17 protein-coding genes are annotated in these 17,708 nt (G+C 60.1%); 7 read left to right on the top strand and 10 right to left on the bottom strand.

Translation table 11 applies throughout. The features are described from left to right. Window positions 1-35 precede the first annotated feature (35 nt). The gene (locus tag E3T47_RS16270; RefSeq protein ID WP_241981919.1) at window positions 36-554 is read left to right on the top strand and encodes an IclR family transcriptional regulator; all 519 of its coding nucleotides are present in this window, start codon (window positions 36-38) and stop codon (window positions 552-554) included. 61 nt (window positions 555-615) lie between these two features. Continuing rightward, window positions 616-951, top strand: a complete 336-nt coding sequence (locus E3T47_RS16265; RefSeq protein ID WP_241981917.1) for an IclR family transcriptional regulator domain-containing protein — start codon at window positions 616-618, stop codon at window positions 949-951. A 744-nt stretch (window positions 952-1,695) separates the two neighbouring features. Here E3T47_RS16265 and E3T47_RS03855 read toward each other — a convergent pair. From E3T47_RS03855 to E3T47_RS03825, 7 genes are all read right to left on the bottom strand, one after another. Continuing rightward, complete coding sequence (locus E3T47_RS03855; protein ID WP_134554475.1) at window positions 1,696-2,709, bottom strand: sugar phosphate isomerase/epimerase family protein; 1,014 nt, start codon at window positions 2,707-2,709, stop codon at window positions 1,696-1,698. Then, entirely contained in the window at window positions 2,706-3,818 is a 1,113-nt protein-coding gene (locus E3T47_RS03850) for a Gfo/Idh/MocA family protein (protein ID WP_134554473.1), read from the bottom strand. The genes E3T47_RS03855 and E3T47_RS03850 overlap by 4 nt, the downstream gene beginning before the upstream one ends. Continuing rightward, complete coding sequence (locus E3T47_RS03845; protein ID WP_134554471.1) at window positions 3,818-4,789, bottom strand: ABC transporter permease; 972 nt, start codon at window positions 4,787-4,789, stop codon at window positions 3,818-3,820. Before E3T47_RS03845 ends, E3T47_RS03850 begins: the two co-directional genes overlap by 1 nt. Then, on the bottom strand, window positions 4,786-6,303 hold the full coding sequence (locus E3T47_RS03840; protein ID WP_198416584.1) for a sugar ABC transporter ATP-binding protein: 1,518 nt from the start codon (window positions 6,301-6,303) through the stop codon (window positions 4,786-4,788). The genes E3T47_RS03845 and E3T47_RS03840 overlap by 4 nt, the downstream gene beginning before the upstream one ends. Next, the gene (locus tag E3T47_RS03835; RefSeq protein WP_134554469.1) at window positions 6,296-7,486 is read right to left on the bottom strand and encodes a levoglucosan dehydrogenase; all 1,191 of its coding nucleotides are present in this window, start codon (window positions 7,484-7,486) and stop codon (window positions 6,296-6,298) included. Before E3T47_RS03835 ends, E3T47_RS03840 begins: the two co-directional genes overlap by 8 nt. An 86-nt stretch (window positions 7,487-7,572) precedes the next feature. Next, window positions 7,573-8,790 (bottom strand): substrate-binding domain-containing protein, encoded by a 1,218-nt coding sequence (locus tag E3T47_RS03830; RefSeq protein WP_241981916.1) that lies wholly within the window; start codon window positions 8,788-8,790, stop codon window positions 7,573-7,575. A 5-nt stretch (window positions 8,791-8,795) separates the two neighbouring features. Beyond that, the gene (locus E3T47_RS03825; RefSeq protein ID WP_134554467.1) at window positions 8,796-9,617 is read right to left on the bottom strand and encodes a sugar phosphate isomerase/epimerase family protein; all 822 of its coding nucleotides are present in this window, start codon (window positions 9,615-9,617) and stop codon (window positions 8,796-8,798) included. Window positions 9,618-9,760: 143 nt separating this feature from the next. Here E3T47_RS03825 and E3T47_RS03820 point away from each other — a divergent pair, with 143 nt between their 5' ends. The 3 genes from E3T47_RS03820 (at window position 9,761) to E3T47_RS03810 (ending at window position 11,700) form a co-directional block, all read left to right on the top strand. Further along, window positions 9,761-10,906: an ROK family protein gene (locus E3T47_RS03820; protein WP_134554465.1), complete on the top strand. Its 1,146-nt coding sequence runs from the start codon at window positions 9,761-9,763 to the stop codon at window positions 10,904-10,906. A 103-nt stretch (window positions 10,907-11,009) separates the two neighbouring features. Beyond that, a complete protein-coding gene (locus tag E3T47_RS03815) occupies window positions 11,010-11,321 on the top strand; it encodes a hypothetical protein (RefSeq protein ID WP_134554464.1) in 312 nt (103 codons plus the stop codon). A 7-nt stretch (window positions 11,322-11,328) separates the two neighbouring features. Next, complete coding sequence (locus E3T47_RS03810) at window positions 11,329-11,700, top strand: hypothetical protein (RefSeq protein WP_134554462.1); 372 nt, start codon at window positions 11,329-11,331, stop codon at window positions 11,698-11,700. Between the two features lie 768 nt (window positions 11,701-12,468). Here the strand turns inward: E3T47_RS03810 and E3T47_RS03805 are convergent. Together E3T47_RS03805 and E3T47_RS03800 are read right to left on the bottom strand one after the other, a co-directional pair. Next, entirely contained in the window at window positions 12,469-13,092 is a 624-nt protein-coding gene (locus E3T47_RS03805) for an NAD(P)-dependent oxidoreductase (protein WP_134554460.1), read from the bottom strand. Then, window positions 13,089-13,988: an NmrA family NAD(P)-binding protein gene (locus E3T47_RS03800; RefSeq protein WP_134554458.1), complete on the bottom strand. Its 900-nt coding sequence runs from the start codon at window positions 13,986-13,988 to the stop codon at window positions 13,089-13,091. Before E3T47_RS03800 ends, E3T47_RS03805 begins: the two co-directional genes overlap by 4 nt. Before the next feature lie 59 nt (window positions 13,989-14,047). Here E3T47_RS03800 and E3T47_RS03795 point away from each other — a divergent pair, with 59 nt between their 5' ends. After that, window positions 14,048-14,500, top strand: coding sequence for a MarR family winged helix-turn-helix transcriptional regulator (locus tag E3T47_RS03795; RefSeq protein ID WP_166805607.1), 453 nt, complete (start codon window positions 14,048-14,050; stop codon window positions 14,498-14,500). 109 nt (window positions 14,501-14,609) lie between these two features. Then, complete coding sequence (locus E3T47_RS03790) at window positions 14,610-14,897, top strand: chromate transporter (RefSeq protein WP_134554454.1); 288 nt, start codon at window positions 14,610-14,612, stop codon at window positions 14,895-14,897. Window positions 14,898-17,302: 2,405 nt separating this feature from the next. On the opposite strand, the gene E3T47_RS16745 is transcribed toward E3T47_RS03790, so the two are convergent. Then, entirely contained in the window at window positions 17,303-17,485 is a 183-nt protein-coding gene (locus tag E3T47_RS16745) for an Orn/Lys/Arg family decarboxylase (RefSeq protein WP_134554452.1), read from the bottom strand. Window positions 17,486-17,708 lie beyond the last annotated feature (223 nt).

Below are 17,708 nucleotides of genomic sequence, written 5' to 3'. Positions count from 1 at the left end.
AAATCGTGTTCTTTTGCACACCCATGGTTGCGCATATGGCAACATTGAATAATTCTGCGGCCATGATGACTGCGTCCGGCGGCTCGGATTCCGGAGCGGCCAAAGCCGCGCCACTTAGAAATGCCGCCGGCCTACGCCGGGATCTCGAGCTTCCTGAGATACTCGGATCGCCTAAAGCTGACTCCGCTGGTGGGCTCGGGGTCTTACGCCTGGCTCAATTGGCCGGACGCGACAAGGGGCTCGTATCGCGCACCCTGGCGACACTTGCCGCAGTCGGTCTAGTCTCCCGCGACGACGCCACGCCAAACTATCGTCTGGGATACCAGCTCTATGCCGTCGCAGCGCGCACGCTGGAATCACGCCTGCTGCGAGCATCCGTGCCGTACCTTCGCCGAATGGTCACGGCCACTCACGAGACCACACACCTCTGCGTCTTGCGCGGAGGAAGCGCGCTGACGTTAGCGAGCGAATTGAGTGAATATGCCTTCCGCGGGCTCGGTCGGGAGGGTCAGCACCGCTGCCTGGCGCACGTCATCGGGGCGGGTACTCGTTAGCGACTGGGCCGAGGACGATCTCAGGCGCTGGTATGAGGCTCACGGTTATGATGAGCCAGTCGTGGGTCCACTCTCTCCCCTTCTCATACGCAGCGACACGGCCGACCCGACCTCGCGCGAGTCACAGGGAGTACCCCTGGTCACCGACTTCGACAGCCTGATGCGCGAACTCGCGCACATCCGTCAGCGTGGCTACGCCACCGTTGCTGAGGAATTCGAGAAAGTCGTCGTAGGAGTCTCCGCGCCTGTCTTCGACTTTCGACGCAACATCATTGCCGCTATCAACGTCAGCGCGCCCAAGACCAGGCTGGGAACGCACCTCAACGAAGCAGGCCTGCTGGCGGCGCGCGTCGCTGCGGAGCTCTCGGTTCAGCTCGGGGCGCCCGCCCACACGTAGACAGGGGAACGACGGCTACGAGAAGGCTCTGCAGCGCCACCTGCCCGGTTACCGAATCGGAAGTGGCCGCGAGACGTCACCAGGATCCGCATCCAGGGCGCCTCCGCCAAATCGACAGCAACGTCCGCCGCGCCATATTATTCCATGACGCAGCTCATGGTCTGGTGAGACATCGCGTCAGCCCAAGTATGACAGCAGGTCTGGTCTGGTCGCATCGTAGATGTTACTGCCGGCCAGCCGCTGCGCTTATCGGAGCGCCGCACGAGCACGAGCGTCGTCGAGCTTCTGCGCTGCCGACTCCGGTGGTGCACCAAGCGGTTTTGCGCCGACAATGCCGTAGCGGTCTCGTTAGGCCGCGACCACGCATCCGTTTTGACGCCAAGCGACAGCACCGACCCACGCGGCGGTGCCCCGAGGGGTTGAAAATCTAAGGTTCCACCGAAAGCAAGCCTTGGTCGAGCACAGCGTTTGCTCGCGATTCGATCAGAACGGTGCGATCCTCGAGGGCGCTGCGCATAAAAGCATCCATCAGCCCGATCGCACGAGGAGTCAGCCCAGCGACAAGTAGCGGAACAAGACGCGAGCGAACCGCTCAGGCATTTCGAGAGACGACCGAGACCACTCGGGCGCGAAGAACAGCCGCGATGTCCCGAACATCCTCGAACCTGCGGGCCGCTTCCACGCGCGGTAGCAGGCCCGAAACGTCGACACAGTGGGACTCTGATCGCCGCAACTCAACTGTTCCTATTGCGACGTGAAAGCGTGATCGAAGCCATGCTCCGGCAGCTTCCACAGCAGGGAGCGCACATAGTCGTGCGCCTCCTTTGCTCCGTGCAGGCGGTCCATTCCGGCGTCTTCCCATTCGACGGAGATCGGTCCCGAGTACCCAATCGCTTTGAGGGCGCGAAAGGCATCTTCCCAAGGAACGTCGCCGTGGCCGGTGGACACGAAATCCCAGGCCCGTCGAGGGTCACCCCATGGCAGGTGAGAACCGAGTACACCGGCGCGACCATTAGCGGGGTGAAGTCGCGTGTCCTTGCAGTCCACGTGGTAAATGCGGTCCTTAAAGTCCCAAATGAAGCCGACCGGATCGATGTTCTGCCACATCATGTGGGACGGGTCCCAGTTGAAACCGAAAGCCGCTCGGTGTCCGATCGCCTCCAATGTCCGAACGCTCGACCAGTAGTCGTAGGCGATTTCCGAGGGGTGCACCTCGTGGGCGAACTTCACTCCCTCAGCATCAAAGACATCAAGGATCGGGTTCCATCTCGTTGCGAAGTCCTCATATCCCTCGTCAATCACGTAATCAGGGACGGGCGGGAACTGAGCGACATACGGCCAAATCTTTGACCCGGTAAAGCCGACGACGACATCTACTCCAAGCTTGCGCGCAACTCGAGCCGACCGTTTCATATCCTCTGCAGCACGACGTCGCACGCCCTCCGCCTCGCCGTCGCCCCAGGTGCTCGCCCGCAGGATCGCCTTATGCCGAAAGTCGATGGGGTCATCACAGACCGCTTGCCCGGTCAGGTGGTTGGAGATGGCAAAGACCTTGAGGCCGAATCGGTCAAGTATCTCCAGCCGTGAAGCGAGGTACGCGGGGTCCTCATCGGCACGCTCGAGGTCGAGGTGATCGCCGGAAGCGGCGATCTCCAAACCGTCATAACCCCATCCACTGGCTAGCCGGGCCACCTCCTCAAACGGCAGGTCGGCCCATTGCCCGGTGAAAAGGGTTACCGGATGCGTTGAGCTGCTCATCGTGCGTTCGCTTCCACCGGGCTCATGGCTGGTACCGCAACCCAGTTCCCTGTCTTTGACGATGCAATCACCGCATCGGTAAGTTGTGCAGCCCGAACTCCATCGCGAAATGTGGGCAATCCCTGCACGGTTTTGCCGTGTATGGCCGAGTGGACGTCTCGCATGAATAGTCCGAAGCAATCTTGATAACCCTGCGGGTGTCCCGAGGGTACGGTCACATAGGGCCCGGCGGCCGCATTATTGAGGGTTTCAAGCCCCTTGGGGAGGATAGAGATGCCGGCTGTCGAACCGATCCATAGGTCGTTCGGGTTTTCTTGGTCGAAGGCGTACGAATGATCTTCGCCGTCAAGAGATAGCCATAAGCGGTTCTTTCGCCCCGGGCTGGCCTGGGAGATTACGACGGAGCCTGTGGCGCCGCGATCGGTCTGGAACAGCATGGTTACTCCGTCCTCGGTGGAGACGGGCACCTCGCCCGCAGCGGAAAAACGCGTCTCGTGTAATCGCGATGTTTGTGCGAGTAATTTTTCGATGCGGTGTCCGGTCGTGAACTCGAAGAGGTCACACCAGTGCACACCGATGTCGGCGAAGGCACGAGACCCTTCGTCTGCCACGCGCCAGTTGTAGTTTGATTGCTCGGAGAACCAGTCCTGTAGGTAATGCCCGTGGGCGAGCCAGATGCGTTCTCCCGACTCGGCGATCCGGGCTTTGGTCTCTCGCACTGTCGGATAGAAGCGATAAACGAACGGCACGGCGTTCACGACCCCAGCGTCTTCGGCGGCGCGCTGAAGCTGCATTGCAGCGTCAGCGTCTAGCGCGAGGGGTTTTTCGCACACAACGTGCTTACCTGCCGCGATGGCAGCCAGCGCAAGACGAAGGTGTTCGGAGTTGGGCGTGCAAATGTGAACAAGATCAACGTCGGGGTGCTCAACAAGCTCATCCGCTGTAAGCACCAGCGGTACGTTTTCCTCGTCCGCGGCTTGCTGGGTGCGCCTGCTGTCTCGGCCGGCATAGGCTACGACGATGCCGCCCACCGAGCGCACCGCCCGCGTGTGCACACGGCCCATGAATCCAGTACCGATTACGCCACTTCGTAACGCTGCGTTGGCCATTATTTCTTCCTCGACAGTGCCACGGCTGCGATGATGATCGCTCCGCGGACAACCTGCTGTTGGGCGACTTCGAGTCCAGCAAGAATGAGTCCGTTGTTAATAAGGCCCATGAAGAGCGAGCCGAACAGGGTTCCGATGATTGCACCTCGCCCGCCGAAGAGGCTGGTTCCTCCGAGAATAACGGCGGCGATGACGGTTAGTTCATCGCCCTGACCCCACTGGAACCGACCCGATTCAAGCCTACCCGCGTAAAGCATCCCTGCGATGGCAGCCGCTATTCCAGAGATGAGCAGGACGGAGAATTTGATGCGGGCTGTGCGGATGCCGGTGTACGCGGCTGCGGTGGGATTGCCTCCGGTCGCCAGAACCTTGCGGCCGAATCCGGTGCGGTTCATCACGAGCCAGCCGAGCGCCACGGCCACAACCGTCCAGACGAGCATTCCCGGCACGGGACCGAAATCTCCGCCGCCGAAAATCATCACATAAATGCGGTCAGTGATTGGCTGTGGTGCCGAGGAAGTGATCCACTGCGCGAGGCCAGCAGCAAGGCCCAGCATCCCGAGAGTGACGAGGAATGATGGGACTTTCAAGAGTGCTACGAGACCGCCGTTGATGGCTCCGATGATGGCTCCGGCCAGAATGCCTGCCACGATGCCCGGTACCAGTCCGAATTGCGTGGTCGTCATGGCTGTCACAACGGATGCGAGTCCGGCGATCGAGCCGACGCTGAGATCAATTTCGGCTGCGGCTATGACGAAGGTCATGGCCACGGCCATGATGGAAATCGTGGCCGTCTGGCGCACGATATTCAGCATGTTGTTGGTGGAGAGAAAACCGTCGCTTCCGAGGAAGATCGCGAACAGAATAAATACGATCACGAAGGCGATGTAGATTATGTTGCTACGCCAGTCGAGTCGTGTCATCACTCGCGAGACGAGGGCCGGCCTTGTTATCGTTGTGGCGCTGGTCATGCTGCGTCTCCTTGAATAGTGAGTTGAAGCTGTTCCTCGCTGACGATGTCTGTGCGAACGAGCGGAAGGTCAGAGCGTCCTTGACGGATAACGACGATGCTGTCCGCGACCGCGAGTAGTTCGGGCAGCTCAGACGAGATGAACAGCACTGCGTTTCCTCGTGATGCGAAGTCACGCACGATGTCGAGGATCTCGGTTTTCGTGCCGATGTCGACGCCAGACGTGGGCTCGTCCATCACGAGAATGCGAGGATTGGTGTTGATCCACTTCGCGACAACAACTTTTTGCTGGTTTCCACCGGACAGCTGACTGATCGGTGCATATGGGTCACTTGCCTTCACAGCAAATCGGGTGACGAGGTCTTCTGTGGCGTCGCGCAGTTTGCGCATCGAGAGGAAGCCTCCTGCCTTCATGCGGTCGAGTACTGGAAGCGTCAGGTTGTCGGCCACGGAGTGTTCCAGAACCAGGCCTTGCTCACGACGGTCTTCCGGGATGAGCGCCACGCCCGCCTGTTGGGCGGCGATGGGTGTTGCAAAACGCACCATCTTCCCGTCGATACTTAAAGTTCCCTGCGTCGGACGATCCATCCCCGCAACCACTCTGGCAAACTCCGTGCGGCCACTGCCCATCAGACCGGCCAAGCCTACGATTTCGCCTGCACGAATGGTGAGACTGACAGATTTAAGCACGCGGTTGCTTGCGATGTTCTTGGCCTCGAGGAGAATTGGGGCGTCACCCGATAACTGCCGGTCGCGGTACACCAGATCGGAGGCAAGCCGCCGGCCGATGATGGCTTCAATAATCTCGGCGGCCGTCAGTGTGGCCACAGCGGAGGCGAGTACGACCCGTCCGTCGCGGAGGACCGTGATGCGGTCCGCGACGCGGCGGATCTCGTCCATCCGGTGCGAAATGTACACAATGGCGATTCCCCGCTTCTTCAGCGTCTCGATCAGGTCGAATAGGTTCTCGACCTCGTGCTTGGCAAGGCTCGCAGTCGGTTCGTCCATGACAATCACGCTGGCCTCTTTGGACAAAGCTTTGGCGATTTCCACCAGCTGCCAATAGGCCGTTCCCAGGTCGCTCACCCGCGCCTTCGGATCGATCTTCACGCCGAGCCCGTCAAAGATTTTGCGTGCCGCATTCTCAGCAGCACGGTCGTCGACGAGCCCGGCCGTTCCTCGGATTTCGCGATTCAAGAAGATGTTTTGCGCGACCGTCATGGACGGGATGAGGCTGAACTCCTGAAAGACCATACCGATGCCGGCACGTTCAGCATCCGCGGTGTTACGAATGGTGACAGGTTCTCCGTTGACCTGGATGGTGCCCGAGGTTATCTGGTGAACACCTTGTAGAACTTTCATCAAGGTTGATTTTCCGGCACCGTTCTCTCCAGCGAGCGCGTGAACCTCTCCCGCAACAATGTCCATGTCAACGGCCTTCAAGACCTCGACGGGGCCGAAACTCTTGACAATGCTGCGCATGCGCACAGCGGGCGGAAGTTCGTTCTCAGCCATCAAGCGAGCCCGACTCTGTGATGTCTGGAATTTGCACCCACGCCCCGGTGCGACCTGATTCGAGAATAGCCTCGTCTACTAGGGCTGCCCGATAACCATCCCGGAAGTTGGGTTCGACGGTTCCGCCCTCTACGACGGCCTTGAGGAAATCATGGGCTTCGATGATCTTTGTTTCGCTGTATCCGATGCCAAGTGCGGGGATGGGCCAGAGTGACTCCCCGTAAGGCGTGTTTGGTCCGGTGTAAACCGTACGGAAACCTCGGCGGTCCGCGGGGTCGTTCTTGAACGCGACCTGGAGTTCGTCGCGGTTCTCGTAGTTGAAAAAGATCGATCCCTCGGTTCCGTGAATTTCGAAGGTGATGTAGTTGTTGCGCCCCCAGGCATTGCGGGTCGCTTCGATTGAGCCCACGGCACCGCTTCGGAATCTAACAAGAGACATTGCTTCGTCATCGACGTCGACGGCGCCGCGAGGTCCGTCGGACTGGGATGAGCCGCCCAGGGCATCGAACCCGCTTGTTTGGAGTGGGCGGTCCGGAATGAAGTTAGATACGACCGAAGTGACTTCGGCGATCTCGCCTACGAGGTACCGCGCCAAGTCGACGACGTGTGAGCCGATGTCGCCAACCGCGCCAGACCCGGCGATCTTTTTCTGGAAACGCCAGCTCAGCGGTGAATTGGGGTCAGCACTCCAGTCCTGCAGATAGGTACCGCGAAAGTTGAGGATGGTACCGATGGCTCCCTCGTCGATGTATTTCTTCGCGAGTGCGACGGCGGGGGTACGTCGGTAGTTGAAGGCGACGGCCGTTACGATGCCTGCTTTGGTGGCCGCTTCGTACATTCGACGGGCCTCTTCGGCAGTCGGTGCCAACGGCTTCTCACAAATAATGTGTTTGCCGGCTTCAGCGGCCGCGATCGCGATTTCGGCGTGCATGTTGTTGGGGGTGGCGATATCGATGACATCGATTGCAGGGTCGTTCACAACGTCGCGCCAGGATGTGGAGTACCCTTCCCACGTGAATCGTTCGGCTGCGGTACGAGCTAAATCCTCGGTAACGTCAACGATGATCTTCTTGATGGGTCGTACAGGAGCGGGCCAGAAGAACATGGGCATCGCGGCATACGCGAGTGAGTGTGCCTTGCCCATGAATCCGCCGCCGATCATGGCGATATTGATGTCTTGCATGTCTGCCTTCCGTAGCTGTGTGTACTTCGTGATGGGTGGGGCGATCATCTCCGATCGCCCCACCAGGTCGACACGGGGTGTCGGGACTACTTGATGTATGCGTCTTTCACAGACGCGGGTGGAGCTGCGTGATAGACCTGCTCCCACGCCTCCAGCACGTTCTCGTGGTCAACGGGTAGTGAGCTCATTGCCACATAGGGAGGTACATCGATTCCTAGGATGCTCAGCGCAGCGAGGTCGGCTTCTGCTACGCCCTGGTCGTACGGAAGCTGTGCTCCGAGACCGACGATCATTTGCTTCTTCGCGAGTGCGATCGCAACGTTCGTGCCGAGATCTTCTGTTGCGATCTTGATGTCCGTGCGACCGGTTTCGCGAGCAGCAGCCATCACTCCCTCCGCGGGAACGTCCCAGACGGCCCAGATCCCGGCAAGGTCGGGATTCTTAGTAAGCATCGCGTTCGCTACACCTTGTGCGTCACCGGCGAAGTCCGGACCCGCGATGCCCTGCTCCTGCACCAATTCAATGTTGGGGAACTTTTCAGAAATGGTGTCGGTGAAACCCTGATGACGCTGCTTTGTGACGAAGAAATCGGCCTCGTGATAAATGACGCCGATCTTGCCTTCACCGCCGAGCGCACGTGCGAGGAGGTAAGCAGAAGTCACACCGTTGCCGTAGTTGTCGGCCGAGACCATAGATACGTAGTCCTCTCCGGCTACGAATCCGCTGGGCACGTTGTCCATGAAGACAAGCTTGACGCCCTGCTCGGCGGCCTTACGGTATGCGCTGGCCGTCGCGACGGGGTCCGTGGGAATCGAGACGATGATGTCGGGGTCCTGTGCAAGCACAGTCTCAATATTCGAGACTTGAGTAGCCGGGTCGAAATTTGCATCCGTCGTCGCGATGACTTCGATTCCGAGGCGATCGAATTCCGCGTTCAGGCCCGCGATCTGGGCGTTTGCCCAGTCGTTGCCGCCGTAATGCATCACGATGGCGGCGGTGAGACCCATACCAGCGATTTCTGCGGCCTGCGCATCAGTCACGGACGTCGTCTCTACCGACGCCGGCTTCTCGCCGTTCGGTCCGGTGCTGAGCACCTGACCGGTGATCTCGGCCAGTGCTGAGTTGATTTCTGCGGTGATCTTCGGGTCGACGGCGGCACCGGCATTCGAGGCGCCCCCGGCTGGGGTGCACCCGACTAAGGCAAGCAAGCCTGCTGCCGCGATAAGGGAAATGTACGTGCTTTTGATCTTCATTTTTATGCTCCTTTGCTGTGAAGATTCGTTACCTGGGTCGATCGGGGTCAAGCGAGTTAAAAAAGCTTTCCGCGCTGAAGAAATTGCAGACTGGTTGCCGCGGCGTGGTCTTGGTCGCCCTGAAAACCGTCAAGTTCAACCGTGATCCAGTCGTCGTACCCTGCGTCGATCACGGCCTCAACGATGGCGTCAAGGTCGAGGTCGCCTTCGCCAAGCGGACGGAATGCGTTGGTCATGCGATCAAGGTCTTTAAGGTGAACGTAGGCGAGCCGATCGGCGTAACGGCGAATGACTGCCACGGGGTCACCGCCACCAGCCGCAACGTGCGCGACGTCAATGCAGAGACCGATAGACGTGGCGGCGAAGAGCGCGTCGATTTGGTCGGGCGCTTGCGCCAGGCTTCCGAGATGGGGGTGGTAACTAGCGACAAGGCCGGACGCCTTGGCACGCTCCGCAACGTTGTCAAGGAAGGCGCCAGCCACGGTGAAATCCTCATCCCGGCGGCCCGTTGAGCGCACAGCACCGCCACCGACAACGTAGTGGCGCGCGCCCACTGCCGAGGCGATCCTGATCGAGCGATCAAAACGAGCGAGTTCGTCTTCGTGGGCGTCGGGATAAATGAAATGTCCACCGCTGTACACACCTGCGACCTCGAGGCCATTGGCCTCCACGGCAGAGACGAAATCGTCGATGGAATCCTCAAATGGAAGAAGGTTGCCATCAAAAAGTTCAACTCCCCCGTAGCCGGCGGCGGCTATCGCCCCAAGAGTGCGGTGCACGTCTCCGGGCGTGAAGTAGAAACCAGAGGCCACGTCAGTTACAGACCCTGGAGTCCCCACGACACCACCCCACGCGTTGGCCTCATATGCAAATTTCACGGCTTCTACCTCCTCGTAGTCTTATAACAGTTGAAAGTAGCACTTCTGACTTATAATTGTCAAATGTACTGATTCAGGCCCCGAGACTTCATCCACTAATGTCGGTTGGGTGAGGTTTGTGGCCTCATGGGGAGGTAAATTCAATGATTTCCACCGGCGCAGGCGAGCTGTTCCAGATTCTGCGAGATGGCAGACCTCGCACCCGGTCTGAACTCGTCGAGGAGACAGGACTGGCCCGCACCAGCGTAGTGAACAGGGTCGCTGCCCTGGCCGCTGTCGGACTTGTCGCACCCTCCGGAACCGCGCCAACATCGGGTGGGCGACCGGCCGCCCGACTAACGTTCGATCCTGCATCGAGGGTCTGCATCGGCATCGATCTAGGCGCTACTCATGGCGCAGTCGGCCTCCTAGACCTCGCCGGCGACGTACTGATCGACGAGCGCAAGACACTCGATATCGCCGCCGGCCCCACGGCCACTCTGACATGGGCGGCCGAAACTGCCGCGCGACTTCTATCCCAGGTCGGTCGAATGCATCGACATGTACTCGGAATCGGTGTGGGGGTGCCCGGCCCGGTGGAGCATTCGACGGGTCGTCCGATCCGCCCGCCGATCATGCCAGGCTGGGACGGATTCGACATCCCGGCCTTCTTGCGTCAACGCCTAAACGCGCCGGTTCTAGTAGATAACGATGTCAACCTCCTAGCTCTCGGCGAACGAGCTATTCAATGGCCCTCGATCAACGACCTACTTTTCATCAAGGTATCGACTGGAATCGGTGCCGGAATCATTAGCGGCGGCGCCCTGCAACGCGGCTCGCGCGGCTCCGCTGGCGATATCGGCCACGTGCAGGTTCCGGGCGCACACGACGACCGTGATCTTGAGGCGACGGCGAGCGCTCCCGCCATCGCGGCTTACCTGAGCACGACAGGAGCCATAAAAATAGAACCTGGTGACATCACCGATCGCATCAGAACCGGTGATGCAACAGCCGTCTCAGCTGCACGAGAGGCGGGCCGGGCGATCGGCGAGGTCACGGCGGTCTGTGTGAGCGTACTCAACCCGTCGGTGGTCGTAATTGGCGGGCAATTGGGTGTCAACGTGCAAGAGATTATCGCTGGCGTCCGAGAAGTGGTGTACCGACGCTCTATCCCGCTGGCGACGCAGCACCTCAGCATTGTGCCAGCTCAAGGCGGACCCCGCGCTGGCATTCGCGGTGCCGCAATTATGGTGCTTGACGAGCTTTTGAGCCCCGCGGCCGTCGACGACTTGATCGCGGCACTGGAATAGCCTTGCCGCTAACGTTTCGCGTGCGGTAATGGCGATCGGGACGGAGCGCACGGTGAACCCGTATAACCAGATATCGACTTAAAAGGACAACCAGGCACTCAAGATGGCTATGCGTAAGGGCGACTCCGCCTGGGGATGGGCGCACGCCCAAAACCACAACGTCACCGACAAGAGCATGATTCAGAAGACGGCGAAGTTCCCGAAGTCACGCACAGCGAAGGGAACGACCATCGTCTACGAGACGACGGCGAACGAATACACCTGCTGGGCTCTTACGGGCTGCAAGATCACCCGGACGGCGACTGTGCGGGTGGTCGCGAACAGCACCGTGCTCTCGGACGGTTGGCCGAAGGGCGTCATCACGTCGTACTGTGTTGACACAAGTCCACAGTCTGCCCTGCATGGGTTGCGATAGTAGCGGCATGATGCCTGACCTCGACTTTGCCGCTGCAACGGCCTCAGTCTTTCGTCTTCACGAGGCAGCCTTCCGTTTGCATCTTGTCTCGGCAACCCAGACGGATGATTTGCTCGAGGTGGTCTTCCAGGGGTACAACGCGCCAGGCACGCTCTACGGGCTGCGCTTGCGTGTTCCTGTCACGGTCGGGGATGACCGGTGGCGAGAGGTCGTTACACCGCCACAGCTGAGGGCGCCCTTGCCGGTGGCGGCGAACCCGCCACAGAGTGACGACATCGAAGAGTGGGCGACCATCGCGCTTGTCATTCGCGCGCTCGAACTCTATGACATGGAAAGCGAGACCAACGTGCCCCCGAGGAGGACGGGGTTCATTGGCTAGGGCCTCTTGATAGCTCACGCCGCTGGTCGATAACGAGCGCTTAGCGAGGGGCCAGGGCAGCGCCGGCCCACTCGTGACAGCGTTGACCGCGATCACGGTTGAAGCCGCTGAGGAGCTGTCTACGACGCAGCCAGGCGGTCGCCTAGCTGTTCCAATGCTCGGTGTTCTTGGGCGAGATAGCGTCCACTCCTATCAGCCCCGCTATCGTCGGAAACGTCACCCTGAACGGCCTGGCCGCCGCTCTCCGAGTCAGCTGAGGTTTACCCTCGCTCACCCTGTCAGCGCGCGGCCAATGACGGCGACCACGTCAACATTCTGAAGAAAGCCCCGCCGGAATCCTTCGGTGGGGCTTTTTCACACTCCCGAATCGTCACCGGATATGACGCGGTCATCGTCAAAAACGCGACGGCTACAATCCGTAATTGCGCTATCTCGACCCGCCGCAACTTCCGCCAACGGGGCGGGAGCATGCACCGTCGACGGCCCGAACCAGCAGTGCCGTGCAGGAACTCAGCACACTCGACTAGATCAGTGATCGCTCGGAGTATGTTGGCCCCTCGGCCCCTCGGCCCCTCGGCCCGTCGCATGCCACGCCGGACCTTTCTCGCCGCCGCACCGGATTTGGGCAGTCACAAAGATGCCGCCGAGTTAGAGCCAGGCCGGCAAGCTCGCTTCGTACGAGGGAACGCTGGAGACGCCGCGGCAGGTAAATATGCGCGTGCACCTACGCCGGTCTATTCTGCTAACGCAGATCGCGCAGTGGTGACGTTAGCTGTTCGCCGCGAACGGGGCCTGCTCTATGAATTTCTCGGCGGTGGCATACTCCACGAGGAGTGATGCCAGTGCAGCTCGGTGCAAGGTAATGCCGCGTGGTGGAATATGAACGTCGATAGCGGATGCTGTGTTGGGTTCACCGTCAGTCAGTCGGGGTACACGAATGAGTGTCCAGCGCAATCCACTGGCTTGCCAGATTTCATATTCACGTCTCCGGTCCTCTGAGGCACCGCCAGCGAGAGTGCGGGCGAGGGCTCCGATGAAACGATCTCGAGGACCCTTCCGATCGCCCGGAACGTCGAGGCCGCCGACGCTTATTCCGACGAAACGCGTCACGCCCATAGTTCTCATCGCGGTGGTGGTGTTTTGGGCGAGCAGGGTATGGAGGTTCGAATCGCGGCCCCGAGCACCTACGGCAGAAATCACGGCGTCCGCCCCCTGGACAACTCGGGTTACGGCGTCGAGATCACAAATATCGCCTTCGTGCACAGCGACGCCGTCCTCAGGAAGGGACGCGCCGTTGCGAGCGAGAGCGTTGATGTGGTGGCCGCGTGCCGTCGCTTCCCTAAGGACGAGGCGGCCGGTGAGACCGGTGGCGCCAAGGAGTGCAATTTTCATGTGATGCGCCTCTCGGTCGGTGTGGAAGTGGGAGTCCAGACGCTACGTTCTCGGTGGGCAAAGGCAGCGAACCCAATGGGGTCACGGCCGAGGACCGTGCGGACCTGATCGGAGAGTTTGGCCGCCAGGCCGAGGCGAGCCGTGGTGTAAATTGCGGCAGTGACGAGGACCATCCCCCACGGCATACCCAGGGTGCGGCGAGCGTGCCAAATGTAGCGGGCAATCCCGGGCCGGGCATACCAGATCGGGCGGCCGAGTTCTGCGCTGAGAATCTGGGCGATCTGTTCGTAAGTGAGGGCGTCATTCCCAGTCACCGTCACAGCGGTGTTGGCGTGCGTCGACGGGTCGAGTAACGCGTCTGCGGCGATGGCCCCGACGTCTTCGGCGTCGACAAAAGCCGTCGCACCGAGCCCAGCGGGAACGACGATCTCGTTGCGATCGCGAATATCAGTCACGTGCGTGGTGGACAGGTTTTGATGAAAGAACGAAGCACGCACGAACGTCCACGTGACACCCGAGGTGCGAAGCCACGCTTCGATAGCAGCGTGCGGTACAACCTTGTTCTTCTCCGCACCCTGGAGAGAGAGAAATACCATCTGCTCTACACCGGACTTCTTTGCGAATTCGAGAGCGGGAATCATTTGCTTTTTTGGTTTGGCTAAATGCGGTGGGCGCAGCAGGAACATCCGCTGGATGCCCTCAAACGCAGCCGCCCAGGTGGTGTGGTCAGTGAAGTCAAGTGCGACGGCGTCCACACGATCGCCGAACATCTGGCCAACTGACTCGGCAGACCGCCCTGCAGCCCGCACTGTGCACCCGGCGGCAAGCAGCCGCTCCACCACGACCCGGCCAACGTTGCCGGTCGCGCCGGTCACCAGAATCAGATCACCTACCATCCGGATCCCCTACCATTGTCATATTTCGGCCCCCGATACTATATATGTATAGTACAACTATGCTTCCTGGTGATGAGTGGGAAAAAATCGACGCGTCCCTGATAAGGATGCGGCGGCTACTACAGGTGCCAAAGCAGGTGAACGGCGTGGCCGATCTCTCAGCCGTCCTAGTCGTTGATACCATCGTCCGTCGCCGTGCCGACGGGGAACAGACCCGAATTTCAGATATCGCCGGAAACCTCTCGGTGAAGCCATCCACGGCAAGCCGGCTGGTGGCTTCCGCAGAGGGCGCAGGCTATATCCAACGTTCACCTGGGCGAGCCGATCCCCGGAGTGTGAACCTGAATCTCACCCAGACTGGCGAAGAACTCAACGCGGCCGCGAAGCAATTCCGAATCGGTTTCCTTCGTCACGCTGCAGCACGCTGGGACGAGGAAACCGTTGCCGTCTTCGCGGACCTGCTTGACGAGTTCTCTCGAGCGACCGCCGCCGGCCCCACAACTGGACCGTAACGTGCAACATTCCACGAGTGGCCAAAAAAGCAAGTGACGTACCGACTACTAGCCTGATCGAACCGGAAGTCGGCAATGCCACACCGGAGGGCAGCCGGCTGAACCTCGCGTGCGTGGGACTGTTTGCGAGGTCTTTCGGGTATTCCTGAAATTGGGGCTTACGTCCTTCGGTGGCCCAGTCGTACGCCTTGGATTTTTCCGTGGCGAACTGGTTCAACGCCGCAGGTGGATGAACGTCACCAATTACGCAAACCTGGTCGCGCTCGTCCAATTCCTCCCAGGCCCGGCGCCGAGCCAGGTCAGATTCGGCTTGGGCAACTACCCAGCAGGGCCGATGGGCGCTATCGCTGCGTTGTTCGCGTTCACTCTCCCCACCACTGTCTGGATACGCATCTGAGGCACGATGAGCCGTCAGCTCTCTCCATCAATCTCAGAATCGCAGCGACAAAGTTCATCACCGTCTACTTTCTGAGCTCGGCGTCGATTTACACCGAGATACCCACTCCCTCGCCTACGTGCGCGCCACCCACGCCGCAAGAGTTCCCTTACCGATGCTGAAAGTCGAAGCGCTGGTCAACGGCCCGGCCGTCGGCCAGTGGGGAGGACGAAGAGACCGCCTAATCACCCTGACCCTGATCACGACAGGTTTTGCGCATCTCGGAACTCACCGCCCTCACTCGGGCCGGCGTCAAGGAGGCACTGAAAGGCTGGCGCTGTGAAAACCCCGCCTTGCAAGCCAATGATCCGATATTTCCCACGTAGGGTACCGGATGAGCCCTTACGACGGCCAACACCCCCCAGATACTCACACCATCCAAGGTTACGAACAAGGTAACAAGGCGGATGCTGCACGTCGGCCGATCCACACGGCCGGGTTTCGTATTCCTAACGGGTACTGCACGACCTAGGAGGTGAACTTATCGGCGATCGCCAGCTCCATCTCCGAAACTGTTCGCTCAACGCTGCCTCAGACCGGGATCAAACGTCCACTGGCACTGTCGACGAGCCAAGCGCTTTGCTCCCCACAGCGGGCGGTACAGCCTGACGGATTAGTCGCATGCGATGCTATGCGTTGGTCCGCTGCTCTGACATTGGCAACCCTCAGTTTGGACCACAGGCCAACTCGCGCCTTTCAGTAATATTGGGGGGCGGTACCGGACGTTGCGGAACGCGGCCCTGCCCAGGTTCTATGCCCCCGGTGAACGATGTGACACGAAGGTGCAAGACGAACCGCTCGATTGTGAACCTCTATGGGGTGTTTCACGAACATATCTGATTCCTATCATCAGAAAGCAGAGGGAAACACTTCGCCTGTTGCTGCAACTCAATGCGGTGATCTTTGTTGCGGACGGCCCCGGTAATGTTCGTCGTACGTTCGGAGCCGGCCTTCCGTCTGGCTGCGGCACGTGCGTTTCACCTCGTCGTGAGGCTTCGCGTAGTAGCGGTTGCAGTCCTGGCGGACCGTGGGGGGTACTACTCAACCCACCGTTTCCTGGCCGCACTTCGATCTCGGTGCTCTTCGCGCCAACGTTTCGGACGTCCCCCGTAAGCCGTCACCACCCACGCGGGTGAACGTCAATCCGGTCCCCGTAGTTGTCCTCGCACCATTGATTCGTTGTCGCTCCGAAGCCGTCTATTTCGATCATGATCGATACGTCTTCAGCTGCGGTTAGCGGTCCCCCAGTGGCTGCGCGAGCGAGGGCAGCATGCAGGTGAGGTCGGAGTCCAGGCTGATTCATTGCCTGGTTACCACTGTGAAATGACTCGACCGTGCGCATCACAGTCCCGAGGCCCGGCCGAGCGAAACGCCGCCACGTGTCCTTCGCGTGTTCACCGAGTGGAACGACCGTGTGCAGTTCAGGAAGCATTTAGGCCAGCTCGCGGAGGATCTCACCAGCTTCGGCTTTCTGGGCAACTTGCGGCGTCCGTTTTGTAGGTCCCAGATACCACGGGACCGCGTTCCAGATTTGAACCCCGTCGATCAGGCCGGATTGCTAACGCGCCCGCCACAGATTTTCAGCGGTGGCGTCGTCATTGTCAGAGGAGCGAATCCGGAACCTGGAACCGGGTTGAGCGCGTTGGTCATGGTGCCAGGCGCCTCGAGAACTATGGGCACACGCGCTTCTATGCCAGCGTCGAGTGGGTCTGTACGTGGCACTTCGACTGGAAGCCCCGCCGCGGACCGGGTCGCGATGACACGGTCCACCCAACTTTTCCCCAAGACGCTCTGCCTAGCCAGAACGCGACTTTGGCTGGAGCCCGGTGCGGTCAGGCCAAACCAATCGACTCAGGTTTATCGTGATAGTCGTCGGATGGATCCAAAGCCGATGTTCCCTTTGATTCCATTCTTGGGATGATGCTTATAGGCACGAGCGTGTTGACCATTTCCGTCCTTGCGCGGTCGGGCCTGAGATGAAGGGCCGGAACAGGACGTCTTCAGCCAGTAATTCGCGAGCCGCGCCGGCCGCAACGCTGCGAAGGGACCTGAGCACGACATTCACGGTGCATTACTTCGCCGCCGATGGGGCTGGCGCATATTCGTTGTGGACTGAAGACGTCCTCGAATTGCTGGACGCTCCTTATAAGTCAATGTCTCGTGCGTGGCGTGCATTCAACACATGTCGCAAACCCTCGGGTTGCGAGCGCCGCGACTGATTACCAAAGCGCTCGCCATCTGGTTTCATCGCCTGTGTTCGTCTCTCCAGTCGGACGATAGAAATCTCTACCAAGTGCCCAGAATGTATTAGCAGTAACTTAAACTGCAGATGTCACGCACGTGGCAAATATCGTCCAGAACGGACTTCAACTGACCACAACCCGAAGCTGGGTGACGCCAGAGTCGTATGTGCCGCGCACATGGTCATTGGGGCTCGCAGCCACGGCCTGTAGATACTCCAAACCAGCCTGCGTGATCTCCTTCCCGGGGAGCAGGTTTGGAATGCCGGGTGGGTAGCCGGCGATCGTATCCGCCGATACAACACCCATGGCGGAGTGCGCCGCACGATCTCGGTGCGCGCGAAGAACGCCTCGCGCTCACTCATCCGCCGGGTCCCACCGGGCGGAACCGGCAGTGAATCAGGGCCCCCGGCCGACGCGTCACAGGCAGCCCATGCAAGAGGTCGAGTACAACGCCCGCGTTGTGATCGTCACCCGCTCCAATCACCGCCACTAAGACAACTTCGTTTGCGAGTTCAAACAGGACGTCGTG

It is taken from the genome of Cryobacterium ruanii, from assembly GCF_004404055.1.
Lineage (GTDB): Bacteria > Actinomycetota > Actinomycetes > Actinomycetales > Microbacteriaceae > Cryobacterium > Cryobacterium ruanii.
This window is presented reverse-complemented; position numbering and strand designations above follow the sequence as displayed.